The 23,558-nt window shown below is 71.2% G+C and carries 20 protein-coding genes; 8 read left to right on the forward strand and 12 right to left on the reverse strand.

The genetic code is table 11. The annotated features are described in order from the left end of the window. Positions 1 to 64: 64 nt before the first annotated feature. Both AC1RIF_RS21285 and AC1RIF_RS21290 read right to left on the reverse strand, forming a co-directional pair. Complete coding sequence (locus AC1RIF_RS21285; protein ID WP_492603361.1) at positions 65 to 400, reverse strand: WhiB family transcriptional regulator; 336 nt, start codon at positions 398 to 400, stop codon at positions 65 to 67. Positions 401 to 914: 514 nt separating this feature from the next. Then, the gene (locus AC1RIF_RS21290) at positions 915 to 3,077 is read right to left on the reverse strand and encodes an ATP-dependent DNA helicase UvrD2 (RefSeq protein ID WP_492603362.1); all 2,163 of its coding nucleotides are present in this window, start codon (positions 3,075 to 3,077) and stop codon (positions 915 to 917) included. A 125-nt stretch (positions 3,078 to 3,202) separates the two neighbouring features. On the opposite strand from AC1RIF_RS21290, the gene AC1RIF_RS21295 reads away from it, so the two are divergent. Continuing rightward, the gene (locus tag AC1RIF_RS21295) at positions 3,203 to 3,427 is read left to right on the forward strand and encodes a mycoredoxin (RefSeq protein WP_492603512.1); all 225 of its coding nucleotides are present in this window, start codon (positions 3,203 to 3,205) and stop codon (positions 3,425 to 3,427) included. Here the strand turns inward: AC1RIF_RS21295 and nudC are convergent. After that, complete coding sequence (gene nudC / locus AC1RIF_RS21300; protein WP_492603363.1) at positions 3,424 to 4,338, reverse strand: NAD(+) diphosphatase; 915 nt, start codon at positions 4,336 to 4,338, stop codon at positions 3,424 to 3,426. The genes AC1RIF_RS21295 and nudC overlap by 4 nt on opposite strands. A gap of 54 nt (positions 4,339 to 4,392) precedes the next feature. Beyond that, the gene (locus AC1RIF_RS21305) at positions 4,393 to 5,460 is read right to left on the reverse strand and encodes a potassium channel family protein (protein ID WP_492603364.1); all 1,068 of its coding nucleotides are present in this window, start codon (positions 5,458 to 5,460) and stop codon (positions 4,393 to 4,395) included. Positions 5,461 to 5,613: 153 nt separating this feature from the next. Between AC1RIF_RS21305 and AC1RIF_RS21310 the strand changes: the two genes are divergently transcribed. Then, positions 5,614 to 6,009 (forward strand): DoxX family protein, encoded by a 396-nt coding sequence (locus AC1RIF_RS21310; protein WP_492603365.1) that lies wholly within the window; start codon positions 5,614 to 5,616, stop codon positions 6,007 to 6,009. A gap of 12 nt (positions 6,010 to 6,021) precedes the next feature. On the opposite strand, the gene AC1RIF_RS21315 is transcribed toward AC1RIF_RS21310, so the two are convergent. Beyond that, positions 6,022 to 9,429, reverse strand: coding sequence for an ATP-dependent helicase (locus AC1RIF_RS21315; protein WP_492603366.1), 3,408 nt, complete (start codon positions 9,427 to 9,429; stop codon positions 6,022 to 6,024). After that, on the reverse strand, positions 9,426 to 12,749 hold the full coding sequence (locus tag AC1RIF_RS21320; RefSeq protein WP_492603367.1) for an ATP-dependent helicase: 3,324 nt from the start codon (positions 12,747 to 12,749) through the stop codon (positions 9,426 to 9,428). The genes AC1RIF_RS21315 and AC1RIF_RS21320 overlap by 4 nt, the downstream gene beginning before the upstream one ends. 56 nt (positions 12,750 to 12,805) lie before the next feature. On the opposite strand from AC1RIF_RS21320, the gene AC1RIF_RS21325 reads away from it, so the two are divergent. Genes AC1RIF_RS21325 through AC1RIF_RS21335 form a run of 3 tightly spaced genes read left to right on the forward strand, consistent with a single transcriptional unit; the run spans position 12,806 to position 15,703 of the window. Beyond that, a complete protein-coding gene (locus tag AC1RIF_RS21325) occupies positions 12,806 to 13,582 on the forward strand; it encodes an alpha/beta fold hydrolase (protein WP_492603368.1) in 777 nt (258 codons plus the stop codon). 11 nt (positions 13,583 to 13,593) lie between these two features. Continuing rightward, positions 13,594 to 13,890, forward strand: a complete 297-nt coding sequence (locus AC1RIF_RS21330; RefSeq protein WP_492603369.1) for an MGMT family protein — start codon at positions 13,594 to 13,596, stop codon at positions 13,888 to 13,890. A gap of 43 nt (positions 13,891 to 13,933) precedes the next feature. Further along, a complete protein-coding gene (locus tag AC1RIF_RS21335; protein WP_492603370.1) occupies positions 13,934 to 15,703 on the forward strand; it encodes an NTP transferase domain-containing protein in 1,770 nt (589 codons plus the stop codon). 55 nt (positions 15,704 to 15,758) lie between these two features. Here AC1RIF_RS21335 and AC1RIF_RS21340 read toward each other — a convergent pair whose 3' ends face one another. Continuing rightward, positions 15,759 to 16,112: a PLD nuclease N-terminal domain-containing protein gene (locus AC1RIF_RS21340; protein WP_492603513.1), complete on the reverse strand. Its 354-nt coding sequence runs from the start codon at positions 16,110 to 16,112 to the stop codon at positions 15,759 to 15,761. 392 nt (positions 16,113 to 16,504) lie between these two features. Between AC1RIF_RS21340 and rsgA the strand changes: the two genes are divergently transcribed. Together rsgA and AC1RIF_RS21350 are read left to right on the forward strand one after the other, a co-directional pair. Continuing rightward, positions 16,505 to 17,623, forward strand: coding sequence for a ribosome small subunit-dependent GTPase A (gene rsgA / locus AC1RIF_RS21345; RefSeq protein ID WP_492603371.1), 1,119 nt, complete (start codon positions 16,505 to 16,507; stop codon positions 17,621 to 17,623). 33 nt (positions 17,624 to 17,656) lie between these two features. Continuing rightward, positions 17,657 to 18,172, forward strand: coding sequence for a GNAT family N-acetyltransferase (locus tag AC1RIF_RS21350; protein WP_492603372.1), 516 nt, complete (start codon positions 17,657 to 17,659; stop codon positions 18,170 to 18,172). On the opposite strand, the gene AC1RIF_RS21355 is transcribed toward AC1RIF_RS21350, so the two are convergent. Both AC1RIF_RS21355 and AC1RIF_RS21360 read right to left on the reverse strand, forming a co-directional pair. Further along, positions 18,145 to 19,188 (reverse strand): methyl-accepting chemotaxis protein, encoded by a 1,044-nt coding sequence (locus AC1RIF_RS21355; protein ID WP_492603373.1) that lies wholly within the window; start codon positions 19,186 to 19,188, stop codon positions 18,145 to 18,147. The two genes, AC1RIF_RS21350 and AC1RIF_RS21355, sit on opposite strands and share 28 nt — an antisense overlap. Before the next feature lie 55 nt (positions 19,189 to 19,243). Beyond that, complete coding sequence (locus AC1RIF_RS21360) at positions 19,244 to 20,218, reverse strand: R2-like ligand-binding oxidase (protein ID WP_492603374.1); 975 nt, start codon at positions 20,216 to 20,218, stop codon at positions 19,244 to 19,246. Between the two features lie 250 nt (positions 20,219 to 20,468). Here AC1RIF_RS21360 and AC1RIF_RS21365 point away from each other — a divergent pair, with 250 nt between their 5' ends. Next, positions 20,469 to 21,275 (forward strand): acyl-CoA thioesterase domain-containing protein, encoded by an 807-nt coding sequence (locus AC1RIF_RS21365; protein WP_492603375.1) that lies wholly within the window; start codon positions 20,469 to 20,471, stop codon positions 21,273 to 21,275. On the opposite strand, the gene AC1RIF_RS21370 is transcribed toward AC1RIF_RS21365, so the two are convergent. Genes AC1RIF_RS21370 through nirD form a run of 3 tightly spaced genes read right to left on the reverse strand, consistent with a single transcriptional unit; the run spans position 21,229 to position 23,548 of the window. Beyond that, a complete protein-coding gene (locus tag AC1RIF_RS21370) occupies positions 21,229 to 21,954 on the reverse strand; it encodes a sirohydrochlorin chelatase (protein WP_492603376.1) in 726 nt (241 codons plus the stop codon). The genes AC1RIF_RS21365 and AC1RIF_RS21370 overlap by 47 nt on opposite strands. Further along, positions 21,951 to 23,123, reverse strand: a complete 1,173-nt coding sequence (locus AC1RIF_RS21375) for a uroporphyrinogen-III synthase (RefSeq protein ID WP_492603377.1) — start codon at positions 23,121 to 23,123, stop codon at positions 21,951 to 21,953. Before AC1RIF_RS21375 ends, AC1RIF_RS21370 begins: the two co-directional genes overlap by 4 nt. Continuing rightward, positions 23,120 to 23,548 carry a nitrite reductase small subunit NirD gene (gene nirD, locus AC1RIF_RS21380; RefSeq protein WP_492603378.1) on the reverse strand — a complete coding sequence of 143 codons (429 nt, stop codon included), beginning with the start codon at positions 23,546 to 23,548 and terminating at the stop codon, positions 23,120 to 23,122. Before nirD ends, AC1RIF_RS21375 begins: the two co-directional genes overlap by 4 nt. Between the last annotated feature and the right edge of the window lie 10 nt (positions 23,549 to 23,558).

The following is a 23,558-nucleotide window of genomic DNA, read 5'->3' on the forward strand; positions in this document are numbered from 1 at the left end:
CCCCCCCCCCCCCCCCCCCCCCCCCCCCCCCCCCCCCCCCCCCCCCCACTGCTCTGTCTCACGGTCAGGCGCAGACCAGGGTCTTTCCGGGCGCCGGACTCTTCCGTGGTCGACCTCGTGGCCTCTTGCGCGCGATGACGACGCCCTGATCGAAGATCTCACCGCCCCAGACGCCCCACGGCTCGGCCCGGTCGAGCGCCGCACTCAGGCACCGGCTGCGGATCGGGCACTGTGCGCACAGCGACTTGGCCTGTTCCAGGTCGGCGGGTGTCTCGGCGAACCACAGGTCGGGGTTCCCGACTCGGCAGGGCAACTGCTCCCGGAGTGCCGAGCCGACGACTGACAATCCGTTCGAAACGGTGCTGTTCTCGGTCTGTACTCGGCATGTCACGGTAGACACGTCTTCTCCTCTGTTTCGTTCGCGTATTTCGTTCGCGGCTGGTGCCGGCTGTCGGGGTTTCGCGAACCGCGGGCGAGGGCCTGGAGCGATGAAGCTCGAAACACGAAGGCCACGGTTCGCTGTGCGATCCGTGGCCTCGGGAGGAAGGGCGGGAGTGCCTACCGAACGAGAGTTCGGTGTCTGCTCCTGGACACGGATGCGGGGGCTGCTGCTGCGCGTGCTGCTGCTGCTGCTGCGCGGATTCCTGCTGCGCGCAGACGGATGGCGTGCGGTGCGCTCGCCGCGTACCTCGCGGCCGCCGCTTCGGCTGCTGGGAGGTAGGCGCATGCGAATGCGGGCACCGATGCACGTGCCGCAGTTGCGTTCCAATCGTTCATCGTTGCCACCTCCCTTTCATCTCGTTGCCGACATTGTCACCGCACACGAGTTTCCCCGTGGCGTGCAGTCCAGGGTATGCAACCCGAACAGACCGCACAAGTTATTTTTGACCTGCGGTTTTACCGCGATCTGTCCGTCATGTCAGATCCAGTGCCGGTGCCGGGCGCTCGCCCCGAACCACGGCGAGTACCTCCTCGCCGAACCGTTCGAGCTTCTTGGCCCCGATCCCGGGGATCGCGACGAGGGCCTTGTCGTCCGCAGGCTGCTGCTCGGCGATCGCCGTCAGCGTGTTGTCGCTGAACACCACGTACGCGGGCACCTTCAGCTCGCGCGACTTCTCCCGACGCCAGTCCTTGAGCGCCTCGAACAGCTCGAAGTCCACGTTGGACGGGCACGCCTCGCAGCGGCCCAGCATGGTGGACGTCGTCCCCGTCAACTGCTTGCCGCACACCCGGCAGCGTGGACGCTGCTTGCGTGACTGTGGCGGGGCCGCGATCTTCGACGCCGGCGAGTCGTCCGGGATCAGTCCGTGCAGGAACCGCGAGCGCCGGCGCGACTTGCGACCGCCCTCGTTCCGGGCCAGCGCCCACGACAGCGCCAGATGCTCACGCGGGCGCGTCACACCCACATAGAGCAGGCGGCGCTCCTCCTCGATCCCGGCCTCGTCGTCCGGCGACTTGGAGTCGCCGAGGACGTGCGCGATCGGCAGGGTGCCCTCGGTGAGCCCCACCAGGAACACGGCGTCCCACTCGAGACCCTTCGCGGCGTGCAGCGACGCCAGCGTCACACCCTGCACGACAGGTGGGTGCCGAGCCTCCGATCGTGCCGCCAACTCCGCGAGCAGCCCGCCGAGCGTGAGCTGTGGGTCGTGTGCGAGCTGTTCCTCGGTGAGCGCCACCAGTGCGGTCAGCGACCCCCACCGCTCCCGGGCCTGCACACCAGCCGGCTCCTCGTCGGTGAGGCCCAACGGGGCGAGCGCAGCCCGCACCAAAGTCACCAGCGCCTCGCCGGTGTCGGCACCGTCGGGCAGGTCGTCGCGGCCGGCTGCCTTACGGAGTTCGTTGATCGCCTGCCGCACCTCCTGGCGCGTGAAGAATCCCTCGCCGCCACGCACCTGGTACGGGATCCCCAGTTCGGTGAGCGCCTGCTCGTGGACCTCGGACTGCGCGTTGATGCGGTACAGCACCGCGATCTCCGCCGGCGGGGTGCCCTTCTCGATCAGCTTCTTGATCTGCCGTGCCACCGCGGCGGCCTCGGCGGGCTCGTCGTCGTACTCGGCAAAGGTCGGTTCGGGTCCGGACGGCCGCTGGCCGATCAGCTGGAGCCGGGTTCCGGCGATGCGACCGCGCGCCTCCCCGATCACCCGGTTCGCGAGGGAGACGACCTCGGGGGTGGACCGGTAATCCCGTTCGAGACGGACGACGGTGGCGTCCGGGAAGCGACGGGAGAAGTCCAGCAGGTACTTGGGGGTGGCGCCGGTGAAGGAGTAGATGGTCTGGTTCGCGTCGCCGACGACCGTGAGGTCGTCCCGCTCCCCCAGCCACGCGTCGAGCACGCGCTGCTGCAGCGGGGTCACGTCCTGGTACTCGTCGACGACGAAGCAGCGATACCGGTCCCGGAACTCCTCGGCGACCGCGGAGTGCTCCTCGAGCGCGGCGGCGGTCAACATCAGCAGGTCGTCGAAATCGAGCAGCATGCCGTCGTCGTTGCGGGCCTTGAGTTCCTCGTATCCGGCGAAGACCGCGGCGATCTTGGCGGCGTCGGCCGGAATGTCGCGCCGCGCACGGGCCGCGGCCGCCGGGTAGTCCTCGGGTGCCACCAACGAGCCCTTGGCCCACTCGATCTCGCTCGCGAGGTCGCGGATGGACTCGGTGCTGGTGGACAGCCCGGCCCGGCTCGCGGCCTGCCCGACGATCTGGAACTTGCGGTCCAGGAGCTGCCAGTCGGTGTCGCCGATCACCTGCGGCCAGAAATACTTGAGCTGCCGCAGGGCCGCGGCGTGGAAGGTACGAGCCTGCACCTGCGGGCCCCCGCCCCCGATGCCGAGGGAGCGGAGGCGTCCGCGCATCTCCCCGGCCGCGCGCGCGGTGAACGTCACCGCCAGCACCTGCCCCGCCGACACGTGCCCGCCCGCGACGAGGTGCGCGATCCGGCGTGTGATGGTGCGGGTCTTGCCGGTACCGGCTCCCGCGAGGACGCAGACCGGGCCGCGCGGCGCGAGGACCGCGGCCGACTGCTGCGGATCCAGACCCTCGTCGGGCCGAGTTTCCGGGAAGGCATCCGCTGACATGCCGTCCATACTCTCAGGGCGCACCGACATGACCACCCGCACCCACTCCACGTGTGACGTGCGCCCGCACGGGAACAGTCCGAACCGACCGTGGTGTTATAGGCGCCGTGACTACCGAAGCTCCCGCCCTGACCATGTACTCGACCACCTGGTGTGGATACTGCCGTCGCCTCAAGAAGCAGCTCGACGAGAACGGCATCTCGTACACCGAGATCGACATCGAGCACGATCCCGCGTCGGCCGACTTCGTCGGCAGCGTCAACGGCGGCAACCACGTCGTTCCCACCGTCAAGTACGCGGACGGCAGCACCGCCACCAACCCGTCGCTCTCGCAGGTCAAGAAGGCGCTGGGGCTCTAGCCGGCTTTCGCCCACGATTCGACCATCACCCGGGCGATGGAGATCGAACCCGGCAGCAGCAGGTCGACGTCCGACGCCTCGCGTGTTCCGGACGTCCAGTCGCCCGCGGCCAACGCCGCGCGCACCTGCTCGCGGGTGAACCAGTGGGCCTCGGCGATCTCGCCGTCCGCGAACGTCAACGCGGCGGCGGGATCGCCCACGGCCGCGAACCCGATCATCACCGACCGCGGGAACGGCCACGGCTGGCTGCCCAGGTAGCGGACATCGGAGACCTGCACTCCGACTTCTTCGCGGATCTCGCGGATCACACACGTCTCGAGCGACTCGCCGGCCTCGACGAAACCTGCCAGCACCGAGAACATCCGCGGCGGCCAACTGGGCTGACGGGCCAGCAGCACCCGGTCCGCTCCGTCGTGGACGAGGCAGATCACGGCGGGATCGGTCCGCGGGAACTCCTCGTGCCCGGTGCTGCTGCTGATCCGCGACCACCCCGACATCGTCGGAGTGGTCGGTGCGCCGTCGATCGCACTGAACCCGGCGTGGTCGTGCCAGTTCAGCAACGCGACAGCCGTGGTGGCCAGGCCCGCACTCGACTGGTCGAGACGATGCCCGAGCATCCGCAGGTCCCCCAGCTCACCGGTCATCGCCGGAACCCGCACCGCCCATACGTGGCGGTCTCCGCGCAATCCCAGGAACACCGCACCCGCGACAGGTTCCCCCGCCGACGAGGTCGCCGGTTCCAGGACCATGTCGCCGTCGGCCACCCGGAACTGGCCGCGGTGGTTCACCCGGAGCAGCAACGCGTCCGGCCACCCCGCGCGCAAAGCGTCGGTGTCCGAACGCAATTCCTCGGCGCGGTCGACGGCCGCACGGGACAGCAGGGGTGTTTCGGTCAGTGTGAAATCGGGCACGGCAACGACCCTACTGCGGCGACTCTCGCCCCACTCGCAACCGTCCCCGGACGATCAATTCGTGACGCGCCGGATGTAGAGCAGGAGGTCGTCGGCCTCGACGGCGTCCACTTCGGGCGAACCGACCCGCAGCAGGCGGCCGTCACGCACGACTCCGAGCACGATGTCCGACAGGTGCCGCGGCGAGCCGCCGACCTCCTCGGGCTCGACCTCACGCTCGGCGATCGCGAACCCGGCCTCGGGTGTGAGCAGATCCTCGACCATCTCCACGACGCTCGGGGTGGTGCGGGCGATGCCGAGCAGTCGGCCGGCCGTCTCCGACGAGACCACCACCGAGTCGGCTCCGGACTGGCGCAGCAGGTGAGCGTTGTCGGTCTCCCGGATGGCCGCGACGATCTTCGCCTTCGGCGCCAACTCGCGGGCGGTGAGCGTGACGAGCACCGCGGTGTCGTCGCGGTTCGCGGCCACGATGATCGACGCGGCGTTCTGCACCCCGGCGAGACGCAGGACGTCCGACTTGGTGGCCGAGCCGTGCACGGTCACCAGTCCCAGGCCGGCCGCGGTGTCCAGGACGGCCTGATCGGTGTCGACGACCACGATGTCCGACGGCACGATGCCGTCACCGAGCATCGCATCGATGGCGGTGCGCCCCTTGGTGCCGAACCCGACGACGACGGTGTGGTTGCGCACGCGATGCCTCCAACGCTGAATCTTGAACGTCTGGCGGGAACTCTCGGTGAGCGCCGAGAGGGTGGTACCGACCAGGACGATGAGGAAGAAGATCCGGAGCGGCGTGATCACCAGGACGTTGATCAGTCGCGCTTCCGGGGTGATCGGGGTGATGTCGCCGTATCCCGTGGTCGACAGGGACACCGTCGCGTAATAGATGCAGTCCAGCAGCGACAGCTGATTGTCCTGCGCGTCCTTGTAGCCGTCCCGGTCGATGTAGACCACCAGCACCGCGAGGGTCAGCGCCGCAAGAGCGTACGAGACGCGGCGGGCGATGGCACGGGCCGGGCTGGTCTGCATCTCCGGCACCTTGAGGACACCGACGAGTGCGAAGTCCGGACGATCCGTCAGCGTGTCCGAGTTCCGGAGACGCGCACTCAACCTACCGGGCATCCACTCGTTCCTATCGCCTTCTGGGTGTCGAACATCGGATCGCAGCCTAGCCCCGGTTGCCGGGATTGCGGAATGCCGGTGAAAATCCATGCAATCCCGCACAGACCCGAGCGCGCGGTGGCGGGTCGGCGCCGAGTCGGGCAGTGTGTCGGTATGCCGTCGAACCCGAACCGTTCGAGTCGAGCCCCCGCCATCCGACTGGCCGTGCTGCTGTTCGGCTCCGGGGTCCTGCACTTCGCGAAGCCCCAGCCGTTCGACGCGATCGTGCCGACGATCCTGCCGGGGCGGGCACGCACCTACACGTACGTCTCGGGTGTCGCCGAACTCGCGACGGCGACCGCCCTCGCGGTGCCCCGGACCCGTCGACTCGGTGGCACAGTGGCCGCCGCGCTGTTCGTCGCGGTGTTCCCCGCAAACATGCAGATGGCGGTCAGCTGGCTGCGATCGGACCGCGTCTCGATGCCGTCGAAGGCCGTCGCGGTGGCCCGCCTTCCTCTCCAGATCCCGTTGGTCACAGAGGCGCTGAAGGTCCGTCGTCACGCCGGGTGACCGGGCCCGCGTTCACTGTTCGGGTGTCTTCTCGGCTCCCGCGGTCCTGATCAGCCGCGCCAGTTCGTCGGCGTCGGGCAGATTCTCCGGTGCGATCGTTCGGCCCGTGCGCACGTAGTGGAATGCCGCCCGCACCTTGTCGAGCGGCAGCTCGGCCGAGCGGCCCGTGACGTGCGACAGCCGCGCCGCCATCAGTTCCGCCCACGCCAGCCGGTACGCGGCGAGCTGCATCACGACGGCCTTCTCGTTCGCGGCCGACGGCTCCGCGCCGGTCTTCCAGTCGATGACGGTCCAGCCGCCGTCCGGGTCGGCGAAGACCGCGTCGATCCTGCCGCGCAGCACCGTCCCCGCGACGGACGTCTCGAACGGCACCTCCACCTCGACGGGGTTACGATCGGCCCACCGCGACCGCAGGAACGCGTCCTGCAGCAGCGCCAGTTCCGTCTCGGTGCCCACCCCCGTGTCGGCGGCGCCGGGCAGCTCGTCGAAGTCGAGCAGCCGCGTGGCCCCGAACCGCTGCTCCACCCACGCATGGAACGCGGTTCCGCGTCGCGCCAACGGGTTCGGTGGGAACGGCAACGGCCGGCGCAACCGCGCGGCCAGTTCGCCCGGGTCCGCCGCGAGATCCACGAGCTGGCTCACCGACAGCTGTGCGGGCAGCTCGACATCCGCCGTCCCGGACACCCTGGCGTTGCGCTCGGCGAGCAGCGCGTCGACGTCGGCGGCCCAGTTGTCCGGATCGTCGAGCGGATCGGGTGCGGACTCGGGCTCCACGGGGCCGGCCTTGCCGAGATCCGCGAGGGCCGCACGCACCGACTCGGCGCCGCGCTCGACATCCGCCCGTCGCCGGCCCAGCGGATCCCGCGGCCACATCGCGGTCCTCGGTGTGGCGGTCAGCGGGTTCTCGCTGCCGTCGTCGGGCGTCGGAGCCCACACGTCGATCACGCCGAGCGGCTCGCCGTGCGCGCTCGCGGCCGCTGAGACGAGTTCCTCGAGCTCGAGTAGGAACGGCGAGGGCCCCTTCGGTTCGGAGCCGGTCTCGGTCCAGTGGTGCCCCGAGACGAACAATGCCCGTTCGGTGCGGGTGAGCGCGACGTAGAACAGGCGGCGGTCCTCGTCGAGTCTTCTCGTGCCCAGTGCCTTCTTGTGCCCGGTGATCGCGTCCTCGAGATCCTTGCGGTGGTACAGGTCCTCGAGTCCGAGAACCGGTACCCCGTCGGCCGATTCACCGTCGAAGGCTCGGTCGCCGCGCAACACCGGCGGCAGCTCGGCCACCGAGCCGAGCCACGTCGCCGACGCCTGGGTGGACGGGAACACTCCCGCGGTCAGGTGTGGCACCGCGACAACCTCCCATTCGAGTCCCTTCGCCGAGTGCACGGTGAGGATCTGCACGCGGTCCGGCGCGACCTCGATCTCGCCGGGAGCGAGCCCGTTCTCGACGTGTTCGGCGGCGGCCAGGAACGACAGCAGGCCCGTCAGCGTCGCCGACGTGCGGTTGGCGTAGCCGGAAACGACGTCGGCGAACGCGTCGAGGTGCTCGCGGCCGGCGCCGCCGACCTCCGACGAGCGGGTGCGTGCCTGCGCCTCGATCCCGATGCCGATCACGCGCTCCACCTCGGCGACCAGTTCGGTGAGCGGCTGGCCGAGCCGCTCGCGCAGCGACGCCAGTTCGGCCGCGACCGCGCAGATCCGGATGTAACCGGCCTCCGAGTACCGGCCGGCCGGGCCGGGATCGGCGAGGGCGTCGGCCAGTCCGGCTTGCTCGGCCTGCTCCCCTGGCAGTGCGCTGCCGAGTGCCTCGTCCAGGGCGGCGCTGTCGGTGACGGCACCCGCGGCCCCGAAGCCGGTGCGGATGCCCAGCTCGCCGGCCCGCTTCCACAACGCCCGCAGGTCCGCCGCGCCGATCTGCCAGCGCGCTCCGGTGAGGACACGCACCGCGGCGCTGCCGGCCATCGGGTCGGCCACGAGTCGCAGCATCGCCACGACGTCAGCGACCTCCGGGGTGTGCAGCAGGCCACCCAGGCCCACCACCTCCACCGCCAGTCCCCGTGCCCGCAGCTCCTCCGCGATCGGTGCGGCATCGGCGTTGCGGCGCACCAGGACCGCCGCGGTGGGCGGCTTCCCGCCGTCGACACGGGCAGCCTCGTACTGCTCGGCGATGCGGTCGGCCACCCACGACCGTTCCGTCTCGATCGTGTCGAGCAGCGCGAGACGGACATCGCCGGGTACCGCGCCCGGGCGGGCCCGCAACGTGCTGACCTCGACGCCCCTGTCGCGCAACGGGTCCGACACCATGTTCGCGAGCGCGAGCGCCTCCGGCGGGTTGCGCCAGCTGGTGAGCAACTCGAGCTTGGGCGCCGGGGTGCCGTCGGCGAGCGGGAAGTCGGTGGCGAACCGCGGCAGGTTGGCGGCGGAGGCACCACGCCAGCCGTAGATGGACTGCATCGGGTCGCCCACCGCGGTGAGCGCCAGGCCGGCGTCCTCGCCGCCGCCGAACAGCGACGACAGCAGCACCCGCTGCGCGTGACCGGTGTCCTGGTACTCGTCGAGCAGCACCACCCGGAAGCGTTCGCGCTCGCTGCGGCCCACCTCGGGGTGCTCGGACGCGACCCGCGCCGCGAGCGACATCTGGCTGCCGAAATCCAGCGCGCCCTCACGGCGCAGCGTGTCCGCGAGCCGCCGCACCAGCGGCAGCAGATCGAGACGCTGATGCTGCACCTCGAGGATGTCGAGCAGCGTCTTCGACGGTCCCCCACGCTGCTTCGGACCGGCCGGCAGCGTGTGGATCAGCTTGTCGAGTTCGGTGTGCGCCTCCCGCAGGTCGTCCGGTTCGACGAGGTGCTCGGCCAGCTGCCCCGACAGCGCCAGCACCGACTCGGTGATGGACGCCGGGTTTCGGTCGGTGTCGAGGTCGCCGTCCCACGCACTCACCACCCGGTACGCCAGCTGCCACAGCTCCGTCTCCGACAGCAGCGTCGCGGACGGTTCGATCGGCAGCAGCAGGCCGTGCTCGGACAGCAGCCGTCCGGCGTACGAGTGGTACGTGCTGACCTCGGGTTCGCTCCCCAGGATGCGGGACCGCAGACCGCCGCTGGGGTCGAGGTCACGGACCAGCGTGGACCCGGCCAGCTTCGCGAGGCGCTGCCGGATCCGGCTGGTGAGCTGCTGAGCGGCCTTGCGGGTGAACGTCAGACCCAGCACCTGTTCGGGCTCGACCAGACCGTTGGCGACCAGCCACACGACGCGGGCCGCCATGGTCTCGGTCTTCCCGGCGCCGGCCCCGGCGACCACGAGCGTCGGGCCGAGCGGCGCCTCGATGACCGCGGCCTGCTCGATCGTGGGCGGGAACTGCCCGAGCGCCTCCGCCAACTCGGCGGGGCTGACGTGGCGCCCGTTCCCGGACCTGTCGGGCGTGGTCACTCCGACGTCACCTGCCGTCCCTCGTCGTGCGCCGGGCAGCTCGAGAGCACCGGGCAATGCCTGCAACTGTCGTTGATCCGCGCCAGGAACGTGGGCCCGCGGGTGGCCGCCGCGGCGGCGTGGATCGCGTTCTCCCACAACGCGAGGCCCTCGTCGTCGAGTGGCTCCTGAACGCGCTGGGTGGCGCCCTCCTTCTTGTGCGGCTTGGCGACGAACACCAGACGCGCACCGCCGGGCCGCGACGCCGGTTCCCCCTCGACGGCCCCGTGGGCGGCCGCCACCTGGTAGGCCGCGAGCTGCGCGTGCTGCTGCGCCTGCTCCTTCGTGACCGCGGCCTTCGCGGTCTTGACGTCGATGATCACCGGCCGGCCGTCGGGGTCGCGCTCGAGCCGGTCGATCCGGCCCCGGATCCGCACCTGCGGGTCACCCTCGACGCGCGGCTCGAGGACGCCGTCCACCGAGACCTCGACACCCACCTCGGCGAGCTCGGAACGCGTACTGCGCAACCAGTTCGCGAACGCGTCGAGCATGCCGCGGGTGCGTTCGAGCTCGCGCCGCGAATACCACTGCGAGCCGAGGTCCACCGAGTCCCAGGCCGATTCCAGCGCGCGATCCACCTGGTCCGGGGGGATGTGCCCGGCGAGCGCCTGCACCAGTGTGTGGACGAGCGTGCCGGCGATCGCGTGTGTGGTGTCGCCGTCGCTGCCACCGTGCCGTTCCAGCATCCAACGCAGCGGGCAGTTGGTGAGCAGCTCGATCGTGGACGGCGAGAGCGGAACCGGCCCGTCCTCCGGATCCCACAGCCCCACATCCGAACTCGGCTCGGCCGTGCCGTACCACTGGTCCGGGTGCGCCCCGCGGACTCCGGCCTGCGCGAGCCGCGCGAGTTGGTGCGCCGCCCGCTGCTGCCGCTGCGGGTCGGTCTCGGCGATATCCGGATCGCACACGACGCTGCGCAGTTCGGCGACCAGTGCGGGCAGCGCCAGAACCCGCGGGGTGTCCTGTTCGACGGGAGGCACGTCCACGTCGTCGTTCTCGTCGCCGCGGAGCAGGTCGTCGACGAAGCGGGAGCGGACCAGGTCGGCGTCGCCGCTCGACGAGTCCACCGCGGTCACCAACAGCGAACTGCGCGCACGACTGCACGCCACCAGGAACAGGCGGCGCTCCTCCGCCAGCAACGGGGCGGTCCGCGAGAGCGTCTTGTCGATCTCCCCGACCCCGCTGGTGAGGTCGATCAACTCCTCGGTGCCGAGCAGTGTCCCCCGCGCACCGAGGCTGGGCCACAACCCTTCCTGAACGCCGACGACCACGACCACCTGCCACTGCCGACCCGCAGCGGAGTGCGCGCTCAGGACCGTGACGGTCTCCTGCTCCGCGACGACCCGGGACCGGGCCGGCCCCGGGATCTCCTGCTCCACCAGGTAGTCCACGAACCCCGACAGCTGCGCCCGCGGCAGCCGGTCGACGTAGTTGGCGGCCGCGTCGAACAGGGCGACCACCGCGTCGAGGTCACGGTCGGCCTGCGCGCCGATGGGGCCACCGAACGCCGACGCCGCGGCCCAGCGGCGTTCGAGTCCCGTCGCCTGCCACGCGGCCCACAGCACTTCCTCGATGCCGCGGTCGCGCTGCAGCGGCACCCGGGCCCGGCGCAGTACCTTCAACACCCTTCGCAGAGACAGTGATTCGACATCGGTGAGCCCGCGGAGCAGGTGCTCGACACCCTCCGCGTCGGGACCGTCGACGATGATCCGGCGTAGCAACTCCGCCGAGTCCCGATCACCGCCCGACGCGAGTTCCACCCGCCGCAGTCCGCGGCGCAGGCGGCGCAGGCTCACCGGTTCGGCACCGCCGATGGGACCGGACAGCAGAGCCAGCGCGTCCTCGCCGGTGAACTCGCCGCCGACCAGTGCGCGCATGACCGACAGCAGCCCGGCCACACCGTGCTGACGGGCCAGCGGCAACTCGCTGGCCGCGGTCGTCACGGGCACCCCGGCGGCGAGCAACGCCCGGCGCAGCGGCGGCAGCACCCGGGGCACCGAACGCGCGATGATCGCCATCTGGGACCACGGCACGCCGTCCACGAGGTGCGCCCGGCGCAGCGTGTCCGCGACGAGCGCGGCCTCCTTCGCCGGCGTGGTCAGCACCCGCACCGCGGTCCGGCCGGGTGCCTCGTCGTACTCGGGCCCCGTGGCGGGCACGCTCACCCCGCGATGCGGCGGATTGCCGGGAAGCCGCGCCGCGACTCGGGCGGACAGGGCGGCGACCGCGGGCGCCGCCCGGAAGTTGGTGTCCAGAACGACCTGCGCCGGATCGCCGCGGTCCGCGATCTCGGTGAGGAACCGCGGGTCGGCGCCACGGAAAGCGAAGATCGACTGGTCGGGGTCGCCGACCACCGCGGTCATCGCGGTCCCGGTGCCGATGAGCCGCACGAGCTGCGCGGCCTGCGGGTCCAGGTGGTGCGCGTCGTCGACGAGCAGGTGCCGTACCCGGATCCGTTCCCGTTGCAGCAGTTCGCGGTCGGTCGCGAACGCGGTGAGGGCCGCGCTGATCAGTTCGGCGGCGTCGAGGGCCGGCGCGGTGGCCTCGGGCGCCTCCATGCCGACCGCGCCGCGCAGCAGCATGCCCTGCTCATAGTGCATCGCGAACCGGCCCGCGGCCACCCACTCGGGCTTCGCGTGCTCCCGGCCCAGATCGATGAGGTCCTCCGGGCCCAGGCCCCGCTCGTTGGCACGCAGCATCAGGTTCCGCAGTTCCACCGCGAAACCCGTCATGCCCAGCGCGGGCCGCAACCGCTCGGGCCACATGTCGCCACCGTCGGCGATGTCACCGCGCAGCAACTCGCGCAGCACGGCGTCCTGCTCGGCACCGGTGATGAGCCGGGGCGGCGGGTTGCCGTGCGCCGCGGCCTGCAGTCGCAGCACCGCGAAGGCGTACGAGTGCACCGTTCGTACCAGGGGCTCCCGCGTCGCACGCGGGCCGGCGTCCGCGCCGATCTCGGCTTCCGCCGCGAGCAGCCCGGCGGTGATCTGCTCCCGGACCGCGGTCGCGGCGCGCCGCGACTGCGTCAGCACCAGCACCGATTCCGGGTCGGCCCCGGCCGCGATACGCGCCACCGCGGCGTCCACGATCAGCGACGTCTTCCCGGTACCGGGGCCACCCAGGATCTGCCACGGGTGCCACCCGCGCCCGGGCGGGGCACCGGTCAGGACCCGCGCCGCGTCGGGCCCCCACGTCCGGCCCGCCGGCACCGCGGGCGCGCGGGCGACCAGCCGCGCGACCGGGGCCGCCGACGGTCGAGTGCGGGTGCCCGGTTCGGTCATGAAAGGAATCTCACCAGACGGGTCCGACATCGACCACATCCGGCATAGTGGACGCCATGCGCGGTCTCCACACCTACCTGTTCGGCACCCCCGGAGCGCCCGAGGTACTCGCGATCCACGGCCTCACCGGGCACGGCAGGCGGTGGGAGGCCCTCGGGTCCGGGCAGCTCGCCGATACCCGGATCATCGCCCCCGACCTGCGTGGGCACGGCCGCTCCACCTACACCCCGCCGTGGGGCCTCGACACGCACGTCGACGACCTCCTCGCGGTGCTCGACGAGCACGCGACCGGCCCGGTGGTCGTGGTCGCACACTCGTACGGCGGCGCGATCGCGCTGCACCTCGCGCAGGCCGCGCCCGAACGGATCCGCGGACTGGTCCTGCTGGACCCGGCACTGGGCCTGGACCCCGAGACGATGAGCCGCATCGCCGGACTGGTCGTGGCGCACCCGGACTACACCGACGTCGCCGAGGCCCGGGCCGAGAAGCGGCACGGCGCGTGGGCAGACGTGCCCGCCGCTGTCCTCGACACCGACCTCGACGAGCACCTGATCGAACTCGACAACGGCCGCTTCGGCTGGCGGATGTCGGTGCCCGCGGTCGTCGCGTCGTGGGGCGAGATGGCCCGCGGCTTCGTCCTCCCGCCACGCGGCATGCCGACCGTGCTGGTGCAGGCGCTGCGGGTACAGCCGCCGTACGTGACCGCGGAGTTCCGTGCCGCGTTGTCCGAGCACCTCGGTGCCGATCTCACGCTCGCCGACCTGGACTGCGATCACATGGTCGCGCACGCCAAGCCGGACGAGGTCGCGACCTTCGTCCGCAAGCTGCTGTAGGACCGTCTCGCATGGCCTCCACCACCGACGAGCAGATCGAACTCGTCCGCGAACTGGTCGCGTCGATCCCGCCGGGCAGCGTCGCCACCTACGGTGACATCGCCGCCGCGGCAGAACTGTCCAGCCCGCGCACGGTGGGATGGATCATGCGCACCGACTCGTCCGACCTGCCGTGGCACCGGGTGCTGGGCGCCTCGGGCCGACCCGCGGCGCACCTCGCGCACCGTCAACTGGCCAGACTCGAACTCGAGGGCGTCCCGATCCGGGACGGGCGCGTCGATCTCGCGGTGGCACGACACCGGTTCTGAGCACCGATCCACACACCCGTCCCCGATGCGGCAGCATGGGGCCATGACCTCCACCGGCCGCACCGTCGAGCCCACGGACGCGATCGTCCTCGCCGGCGGACGTGCCACCCGCATGGGCGGTGTCGACAAGCCCGCGATCGTCGTCGGCGGTCGCAGTCTGCTGGACACCGCGCTCGCCGCCGCGGCCGACTGCGACCGGACGGTGGTGGTCGGGCCCCGTCGGGACGACCTGCCGGCGAGCGTCGTGCAGACGCAGGAGACCCCGGCCGGTTCCGGTCCGGTGGCCGCGCTGTCCGCCGGACTGGCGGCGCTCCCCGGCTCCACCGACGGCGTGGTCGTCGTCCTCGCCGCAGACCTGCCGAGCCTGGACCGGGCAACGGTGCGCTCGCTGGTGGCCGCCCTGCTCGAGCACCCGGACGCGGAGGCGTCGTTCGCGGTGGACGGGTCGGGCCGCATGCAGTTCCTCCTCGGCGTGTGGCGGCGTGCGGCACTCACCGAGCGGCTCGACGCCCTGGCAGGCCGGGAGAACCAGCCGATGAAGGTCCTGGTTCCGGACCGCCGCGTCACGGTCGAGTGCACCGGCGTCGCCGACTGCGACACCCCGGCCGACGTCGAGCGCGCCCGTGCCGCCCACGTGCCCGCTCCGATGACCGTCGCGCACGCGCGGGATGCAGTCCGAGAGCTGCTCACGCCCTTGCCTGTTCGTCACGCTCCATTGATCGAGACGCTCGGGGCGACCCTCGCCGCACCGGTTGTGGCGGTCGAAGCACTGCCGCGTTTCGACGTCTCCGCGATGGACGGGTTCGCGGTGTCCGGTCCGGGGCCGTGGCGGCTGCGGACCGAGATCCGGTACGCGGGTGCGTCCGCCGCGTTGGAACTGAACGACGGCGATGCGATGCGGATCGCGACCGGCGCACAGGTCCCGACCGGGGCGACCTCCGTGGTCCGCGACGAATTCGTGGACATCGCACCGGATTCCGTCGGCAAGCTCGTGGTGCGGCGACCGGGAACACCGGTGCGCGACGACACCCGCCACCGCGGCGAGGACTGGCAGCCCGGACACCTTCTCGCGGACGCGGGTACCGCGATCGGCCCGGCGGTCGTGTCCGCGGCTGCGAGCGCCGAGGTCACGTCAGGTTCGGTCCGCGGGCCGGTCCGGGCACACATCGTGGTGACCGGGGACGAGATCCGGCGCGGCGGCCCCCTGCGTGACGGCCAGACCCGCGACTCCCTCGGACCGGTGCTGCCGGATGTACTGGCCCACTGCGGTGTTCGTACCGTCACCGACACGCACCTGCGCGACACCGCGGACGGCTTCGACGCGCTGCTGCACGATGCGCGAGACACCGACGTGATCGTCGTGGTGGGCGCGACCGGCGGCGGCGCCGCCGACCAACTGCGCGGCGCTCTGCGACGGGCGGGTGCCCGGATCGTCGTGGCCCGGGTGCAGTGCCGACCCGGCGGATCGCAGGTGACGGCATCACTGCCGGACGGGCGCGTCGTACTGGGGCTTCCGGGCAACCCCGTGGCAGCGGTCTCGACGCTGCTGATGATGCTGCCCGCGATCGTCGACGGGCTCACCGCGCGGACGCCGTCGGCGCCGGCGACCGGCACCGTGGTCAACGCGGGGGACGCCGCGGCCGACCTCACGCGGATCGTGCCCGTCGCGCGCCAACCGGACGGCACGTGGCGCGCCGACGCCGTCGTACGCACCGCGCACCTGGCCGGACTGATCGGGCGAGAGGCACTGGCGCTTCTCCCGCCTCATCCGGTCGATGGTCAGACCGTCGAGTTGTTGGCCCTGCCCTGCTGAATCAAGTTCCGTCGGACGGAAACCGCGCAGGGACCGGCGCAGTCCCGGAGAGCGGTCAGGCGCCCGAGCCGGCGTCGCGCTGCTGACGACCGATGCGACGCTGTTCCTCCGCGCGTTCACGGCAGCGGCGCAGGAACTCCTCGTCCGCCTCCGAGTGCTGCGCGACGTGGCGTCCAGGGCGGTCGTACTCCGGGAACGCCGACCTCGTCGCCGACCGCCGCGGTGCGCCGTAGCCGCCCGCGGGTCGCCCGGCGACGAGCCACAGCACCGACCCGATCAACGGCAACAGCAGAACGACGATCGCCCAACCGACCTTCGGGATGTTCCGCACGGCGTGCTCGTCGGCGACGATCACATCCACCAGACAGACAATCCACAGAACCATCACGATCACGCCCAGATACGGCATTCGACGCCGACCCTCCCCAGTCATCCCCGACCACAGTGAAGTCCCCGACCACATGTGCCCGTCGATGAAACCAACTCGCAGGTACGTAGCGCAACTATCGAACGCCGGACATTACGGACACGACGGTCCTCCGGCCGCGACACGAAACCCAGTGGCAACGGCCGCGCCGCGCCGCTACAGTGGTCGCCGAACGTTCGGACACGAGTGAGACAGGGAGGTGAGTCGATGTTTGCGGTGAAGACCACTGCCACGGGCAGTGCCCGGACCATCCTCACGTCCCGGGTCCCGGTCTGAGTCGTTTCCCCCTTTCTCGTCGACGGTGCGCACCTGTACGTACCGGGGGGGGGTGAAGCGTGTCCTCCGATCGGGCCCGAATCCCGAAGGGTCTCGTCATGTCTTCATCACAACCGTCTTCATCACAACCGTCTTCGTCGCACCCGGACGCCTCCCCCGCTCTCGATCTCACCGCACTCGGCTGGGACGACACGTTCGCCGAGATGTTCACCGTCCACGCCGAGCAGGGCGCGATCCCGGCCCGTGTCACCCGAGTCGATCGTGGCCGCTGCGACACCCTGACCGCGGCGGGCGCGGTCCGCGCCGACAGCACAGCGGTCGTCACTCCCGACCCCGAACACACGGTGTGCACGGGTGACTGGGCAGCGCTCCGTCCCGGTGCACAACCCGAGTTGGTGGCGCTGCTGCCACGCCGCAGCGTGATCGCACGCGCGGCGGCGGATCGAACCTCGCATCGACAGGCGCTCGCCGCCAACGTCGACACCGTCGGCGTCGTCGTCTCGCTCGCGGCGCCGATCAAGCCCGGTCGGATCGAGCGGCTACTTGCCCTCGCCTGGGATGCGGGCACGACGCCGGTGATCGTGCTGACGAAAGCCGATGTTGCCGAACGTGACCCGGAAGGGGTAGCTGCCGAGGTGGCTGCCGTGGCGCCCGGCGCCGACATCGTCACCATCAGCGCTCACACCCGTGCGGGCATCGAGGTCCTGCGCCGGTCGTTGGCGGGGACGACGGTGCTGCTCGGGCCGTCGGGCGCCGGAAAGTCCTCGCTCGCGAACGCCCTGCTCGGCACCGAGCGGATGGAAACGCGAGAGGTCCGCGCCGGCGACCGCAAGGGACGGCACACCACGGTGCACCGGGAACTGCTCCCACTCCCGGGCGGTGGCGTGCTCATCGACACCCCCGGGCTGAGGGGTATCGGCCTGCAGGACGTCACCGACGGCGCCCGACACGTGTTCGCCGACATCGAGGAACTCGCCCAGGGCTGCGCGTTCCGGGACTGCGAGCACCGCAGCGAACCGAGATGCGCAGTGCAGGACGCGGTGACGGACGGTCGACTCGACGTCGGCCGACTCGACCGCTACCGCAGAATGCTGAGAGAGAGCCGATGGGCGGCGTCCCGTTCCGACGCACGACAGGCCGGCAAGCGCACCGAGACCGACAAGGCCATCACCCGCGACATCCGGGCCCTCTACCGGTTCCGCGACCGCCGGCGCTGACCTCCACCCGAACCACAGAAACGGGAGAACCGCATGAACGCCCACACGCACTGGACCACACGCCCCGAGACCACCGCCGACATCGAGACGGTCCGCCGGATCACCCTCGCAGCCTTCGACACCGCCGAGGAAGCCGACCTCGTCGACGCGCTGCGTGAGGATCCGGCGTGGATCGACGGGCTGTCGATGCTCGCTCTCGGCGACAGCGGCGACGCGGTCGGGCATGCCCTGCTCACACGCTGCCACATCGGCGAGACCCCCGCACTGTGCCTGGCACCGTGTTCGGTACTCCCGGAGTATCAGCGAACCGGTGCCGGTTCCGCCGCCATCGGCGCCGTCCTCGACGCCGCGAATCAGCGCGGTGAGCACTTCGTGACCGTCCTCGGCCATCCGGACTACTACCCGCGGTTCGGGTTCGCCCGCGCGTCCGAGCACGGCGTCCGGATGAACGTCGATGTCCCCGACGACGCACTCATGGTGCTCGCCCTCGGCGGAAGCCCGATCCCGAGCGGCGCGATTCGCTACGCCGCGGCATTCGGCGACATCTGACGACGGCCCAGGGCGAAGGACCCGTACGCGACCGCCGCCACGACCAGTAGCAGCGTGAGCGCACCTGCGACGTACACCCACGTCGGGGCCCGGTCGGCGTCGGCGTCCGGGGCGGCCTGCGACCCCGCATCCGTCCCAGGCGCCGGCGCCTGCGCTGATGGCAGCGCCTTCGACGCGTCCGAGACGTTGGTCGAGAGTCCCTGGACCACATTGGTGATCGGTCCTGTCCCGTCGACCAGCTGGCCGGTGCCGTCCGCGAGCGCCTTGCCGCCGTCGTCGAGGAGAACCAGCCCCTCGCTCAGTTGCCGCGCACCGTCGGCGACCTGGCCGACGCCGCTGACGAACTGGGCCGAGGGATCGCTCAACTCGTACGACAGCTGCCGGGCCCCGTCCTCGAGCATCGTGAGCTGAGCGAGTGTGTCCGGTCCGAGCCCCTCGGTGTCGAGTTGCGCCACCAGATCGTTCACGCGGGCGGCCGCACCCTGCACCACCGGGTCCGCGGACGCCGACAGCCCCGATGCGACCTGCCTCAGCGCGCCGGTGACCTGCGCCTGCATCTGTCCCAGCCCGGTGAGCCTGTCCACGACCTGGTCGACGCCGGCGCTGATCTGCTGCGCTCCGTCACCGAGTTGTCCTACGCCGCCGCTGAGTTCGGTGAGACCGTCGGACAGTTGGCGCGCCCCCTCCCGCGCCTGACCGAGTCCGGCCGAGAGCTGATTGGCACCGTCGTCGAGCTGGCGGCCCCCGTCCACCAACTGGCTCACCCCGCCGTTCAGCAGCGACAGCGGCAGACTCGTCTGCTGCAGGCTGCGGCGGGCCTGCGCGAGGGCGTCGGCACCGGGATCAGTCGGCGGACCCGCCTCGAGGGACGTGTCGGGATCGGCTCCCGGCGAGGAGTCGTCGGCAAACACGGTGAAGTACGACACCGCGCCGACGACGGCGACGACGAGCAGGGCGAAGAGGGAGACGACCTGTCGGGTGGAGAGTCTGCGGCGGGAGATTTCGTGTTCGCTCATAGGTCCGCGAACGGTAGCCGCGGCATTTAAGCGATCTCTGAGATCGAGACACCCCTCACATCGTCGAAGCCGACTGCGCGGCAACCTCCGCGATCGCGGCCGCGTCCTCCTCACCGAAGGTGTCCTCGAGCGCTTCGGGTGAGTAGTCGAGGTCGATCTCCTCCACGGGCCGGCCCCGCGCCGATTCGATCGCGCCGAGGCGCCGTTGTGCCCGGTCCGCGGCGTAGTCGAGGAAGTCCTGCGGAGCGATGCCGAACGGGGGTTCCTCGAACTGATCGTTGACCCACTGGATCATGTTCAGCGCGTGCGGAAGGAGCTCCCCCATCCGCTGCTGGACGAGGTCCCAGTTGCTGTCGTCGGCGGCGACGTGCCGGCGGCACGTGAACGTCCCCCACGCCATGTGCCGTCGCTCGTCGTCGCCGATGCGTTTGATCAACTCCTGCATTCCCGGGAAGATTCCGCGTTCGGTGCACACGCGCTGCCACGCGTAATAACCGGTGAGTGCGAGGCTGCCCTCGATGACGTGGTTGTAGGTGACGCTGGCGCGGATCTGGTTGGCCGGGCTCGGATCGGTCTCTAGGATCCGCAACGACCGCGGCAGTTCCTCGTAGAACAGGGTGCGGTAGTGCGGGTTCTCGGCGACGAAGGGATGCAGGTCACCGTCGAGGCCCACGGCGTCCATCCACCGCCGGAACACCTGGACGTGCTTGGCTTCCTCGAAACAGAACTGTGTCAGGTACATCTCGTCGTTGAACCGCCCCTCGGCGGCCATCGCCTTCATGAACGGCTGGATGTCCTCCGTCACCGCCTCCTCACCGGCGATGAACTGGCTGCACAGGTAGGTGGAGCTGCGCTTCTCCTCGCTGGTGAGCGCGGCCCAGTCCTCGGCGTCCTGTGTGAAGTCGATTTCCGCAGGGTTCCAGAACTTGGCGTTGCCCTTCACGAACAGTCTCAGCGGAAACGCATCCCAGTTGAGGCCACCCCGCCGAAGCGAACTGAATCCCTGTCTGTCGACTGATGTCGCGGTCATCTGAAGAACCTTCTTCCCGGCCTCACGCCCACGTCCGTCTCGCACGCCACGAGTCCTGGACCTGCATGTGTCGCTGGGCCGGGCGTGCCCGGTCATTCCTCACGGTAGTCCGGCACCGGCCGCCGCGTGGCGTCATTTGCACATCGATGCGCACGTAGTGCGGCACCCCCGAGGCGGACCGCGGCGTGCTGCACGTCACTCACAGTGTCGTATGTTTCGGTAAGCAGCCACACCGAAGGAGCCCGGGCACATGACCGAATCGATCGCTTTCCTCACCCGCGACGGCGACGGATTCTCGCCGCTGCCACTGGGGATCAGCAAATGGTCGGCCGACATGATCAACGGACCCGCCCTCACCGGGCTCCTCGCCCGGGTCATCGAGAACGACCACGGTGCAGAGGGTTTCGTTCCGGCCCGGCTCACGGTCGACCTGTTCTCGCCCGCGCGGGCCGAGCGGATCGACGTCGTGACCCGCAGTGTTCGCGAGGGCAATCGGATCCGGGTCGCCGACGGCGAACTCCTGCAGAACGGCGAGGCGGTCGCGCGGGCGACGGTGGTCTTCCTGCGCAGCTCCACCCAGCCGCCCGGCGAACTGTGGACGCGGCCCGAGAGCCCCCAACCGCCGCCGCTCAGCATCCTCGAGCCGCTGCAGGCACCGTCGCATCCGTGGATCGGCAGCGACGACCACCCCGTCGGCTGGTCGCCGTCTCTCGGGGATCACGAGGGGGCCAGCCGGAAGCGCCTGTGGCAGTACCAGGTTCCCGTGGTTGCGGGCGAGGAGCCGTCGCCGTTCGTGCGCGCCGCGATGGTCGGCGAGACGACCAGCCTGATGACGAACTGGGGAACCGAGGGCATCGGCTTCATCAACGCCGACCTCACGTTGGCGCTGTCGCGGCTCCCCGAGGGGCCGGAGATCGGTCTCGAGGCCGACAATCACATCAGCGTGGACGGCATCTCGGTCGGCAGCACCACGATGTTCGACCGGCGCGGTCCCATCGGTACCTGCATCGTCAGCGCGCTGTCGAACGCCCGACGCCAGCTGGGATTCGCGCGCTGAACGGGTAGCGCCGGCCCGCCAGGAACCGCTGCGCGATCAGGTCGACGATCGCCGGGTCCGCGCCCAGCGGCGCGGCGACACCGTCGGCGCCGGCCGCGTGCAGCCGGGTGTGGAACAGGCCCGGCGCCAGCAGGTACGACGCGACGAACACCCGCCGCTCCCCCGCCGCCCGCAGCCGCGCGACGACCTCGGGCACCGTCGGCGACCCGGTCGCGATGCAGGCGACGGGGATCTCGCGGCGCACCCGGACCGAGAGCATCGCCGCGGCCCTCCGTACGTCGTGACGGGCCCGCGGATCCGACGAGCCCGCCGCGGCCAGCACGACGGCATCTCCGGGTCGCCAACCGGATTCGCGTACGCGCCTCTCCAGCACACCCGCCAGGACCGGGTGGGGGCCGAGCGCCTTCGTGACGGCGACGTCGGGGTGCCCGCTCTCGGCGACGAAGCGCGGGACGTCGGCGTGGACGTGATATCCCGACGCCAGGAACGCCGGCACCAGCACCACGGGACCGTCGACGGCGCGCAGTACCTCGTCCGGCGAGGGCCCCAGCACGTCGACGAACGCGGCACGCACCGGCCCGATCCGGTCGGCGATCGCGGCAGCGAGTTCCGCTACGGTGTCGACCCCGACACGACTGCGGGTGCCGTGCGCCACCAGTACGAAGCCGGGACCGGTCACGGCCGGCTCGTCTCGAGCAGGCGGTCGTAGTCCGCCGGGTCCAGCGCCAACCGATAGCCACGCTTGACGATGGTCTGCACGGCCTTGGGCGCGCCGAGATGACCGCGCAGTCGCGCGATCGCCGTCTCCACCGCGTGCGTGTCGTCGCTACCACCCGGCAGGGCCGCCAACAGGTCCGCCCGCGAGACCACCAGCCCGGGGCGTTCGGCGAGGCGACGCATCAACGCCATTCCCGCCGGTGGCAGTTGCCGCACCTCGCCGTCGACGACGACGCAGTTGCCCCGCACGCTGATCTCGTGACCGCCAGCGCGCACCCGCCCGACCCGCCGCGGTAATTCCTCCGCGATGTGCCGGGCCATCGACCCCAGCCGAGACCGGGCCGGAGCGGTGGTCGGCACCCCCAGCGCGGTCAGCGGCGCCGCCGTCACCGGGCCCACGCACACCGCCGCGACCCCGCCGACGAGCGCCCGCAGCAGCGGCTCGAGCATCCCGGTCTCCTTGGCCCGCCCCAGGATCGAGGCCACGGCGGGTGCACTGGTGAAGCTCAGGGCGTCGAGTCCGCCCGTCGCGGCGCAGTCGATCATCCGGTCCAGCGCTGCGCAGTCGTCGGGCGGTGTCCAGCGGTAGACGGGCACCGCGATGACATCGGCGCCGGCCGCGCGCAGCGCCGCGCAGAAGTCCGGGATCGGTTCCCACTCCGTCGTCGCGCCGTGCAGTTGGACCGCGATCCGCCGCCCGGCCACCCCCTCCGCCAGCAGATACTCGAGCACCTCGGCCGACGATTCCGACTCCGGCGACCACTCCTCGCGCAGGTCGGCCGCCCGGACGGCGCCCTTCGCCTTGGGCCCCCGCGCGATGATGCGACTGGCCCCCAGCGCGACCAGCAACTGCTCGGAACGACCCCAGCCCTCGGCGGCACCGATCCAGCCACGGAACCCGATGCCGGTCGTCGCGACCACGACATCCGGCGGATCGCCGACGACCGCGTCCGTCACCCGAGCCAACTCCACGTCGTCGGCGAGCGGGATGATCCGGATCGCGGGCGCGTGCACGACGGCCGCCCCGCGCCGGGTCAGCAGCGTCGCGAGTTCGTCGGCCCGCCGCGACGCGGTGATCCCGACCGTGAACCCGCGCAGTTCGTCGCCGCTCGGCGGACCCCCGACCGTCACGGTGAACCCTCCCGCGTCGGGATCACGCACACCTGCACGACGTCGTCGCCGCGACCGGCGACCACCCGCACCGGGTACACGGGCAACCGAATCCTGCCGTCGTCGAGGCAGCGCCCGTCGTCGAGCGAGAACACCTGCTTGAGCAGCGGGGACGCCACCGTCGGCTCGCCCCCGCGGTCCCCCACCAGGCCGCGGGACATCACCGCGGCCCGCCCGAACGGATCGATGTTGCCCACCGCCCTCAGGCTCCCGTCCGCCAGCAGGAACAGCGCCGCCTGCGCCCCGCCCCGCAGCAGCACGGCCACGCCGCGGCCGGGGATCAGATGTCCCCGCGCGCACGCCGACGTCCAGTACCGCTCCTCCGTGAGGAGGGCCGTCTCGTGGGTGTCGGTCGTGCCGGACACCCAGCTTTCCATCACCGTCATGGCAGTCCTC

Source organism: Prescottella sp. GW823-FHT02E09, assembly GCF_058797375.1.

What these genes read in the sequence shown, in the direction of transcription:
- AC1RIF_RS21320 (WP_492603367.1), bottom strand. Translation starts at nt 12,749, where the DNA reads ATGACCGAACCGGGCACCCGCACTCGACCGTCGGCGGCCCCGGTCGCG.
- AC1RIF_RS21360 (WP_492603374.1), bottom strand. Translation starts at nt 20,218, where the DNA reads ATGACCGCGACATCAGTCGACAGACAGGGATTCAGTTCGCTTCGGCGG.
- AC1RIF_RS21305 (WP_492603364.1), bottom strand. Translation starts at nt 5,460, where the DNA reads ATGCCCGGTAGGTTGAGTGCGCGTCTCCGGAACTCGGACACGCTGACG.
- AC1RIF_RS21295 (WP_492603512.1), top strand. Translation starts at nt 3,203, where the DNA reads ATGTACTCGACCACCTGGTGTGGATACTGCCGTCGCCTCAAGAAGCAG.
- AC1RIF_RS21330 (WP_492603369.1), top strand. Translation starts at nt 13,594, where the DNA reads ATGGCCTCCACCACCGACGAGCAGATCGAACTCGTCCGCGAACTGGTC.
- AC1RIF_RS21335 (WP_492603370.1), top strand. Translation starts at nt 13,934, where the DNA reads ATGACCTCCACCGGCCGCACCGTCGAGCCCACGGACGCGATCGTCCTC.
- AC1RIF_RS21290 (WP_492603362.1), bottom strand. Translation starts at nt 3,077, where the DNA reads ATGGACGGCATGTCAGCGGATGCCTTCCCGGAAACTCGGCCCGACGAG.
- AC1RIF_RS21310 (WP_492603365.1), top strand. Translation starts at nt 5,614, where the DNA reads ATGCCGTCGAACCCGAACCGTTCGAGTCGAGCCCCCGCCATCCGACTG.
- nirD (WP_492603378.1), bottom strand. Translation starts at nt 23,548, where the DNA reads ATGACGGTGATGGAAAGCTGGGTGTCCGGCACGACCGACACCCACGAG.
- AC1RIF_RS21355 (WP_492603373.1), bottom strand. Translation starts at nt 19,188, where the DNA reads ATGAGCGAACACGAAATCTCCCGCCGCAGACTCTCCACCCGACAGGTC.
- AC1RIF_RS21340 (WP_492603513.1), bottom strand. Translation starts at nt 16,112, where the DNA reads ATGCCGTATCTGGGCGTGATCGTGATGGTTCTGTGGATTGTCTGTCTG.
- rsgA (WP_492603371.1), top strand. Translation starts at nt 16,505, where the DNA reads ATGTCTTCATCACAACCGTCTTCATCACAACCGTCTTCGTCGCACCCG.
- AC1RIF_RS21365 (WP_492603375.1), top strand. Translation starts at nt 20,469, where the DNA reads ATGACCGAATCGATCGCTTTCCTCACCCGCGACGGCGACGGATTCTCG.
- AC1RIF_RS21350 (WP_492603372.1), top strand. Translation starts at nt 17,657, where the DNA reads ATGAACGCCCACACGCACTGGACCACACGCCCCGAGACCACCGCCGAC.
- AC1RIF_RS21325 (WP_492603368.1), top strand. Translation starts at nt 12,806, where the DNA reads ATGCGCGGTCTCCACACCTACCTGTTCGGCACCCCCGGAGCGCCCGAG.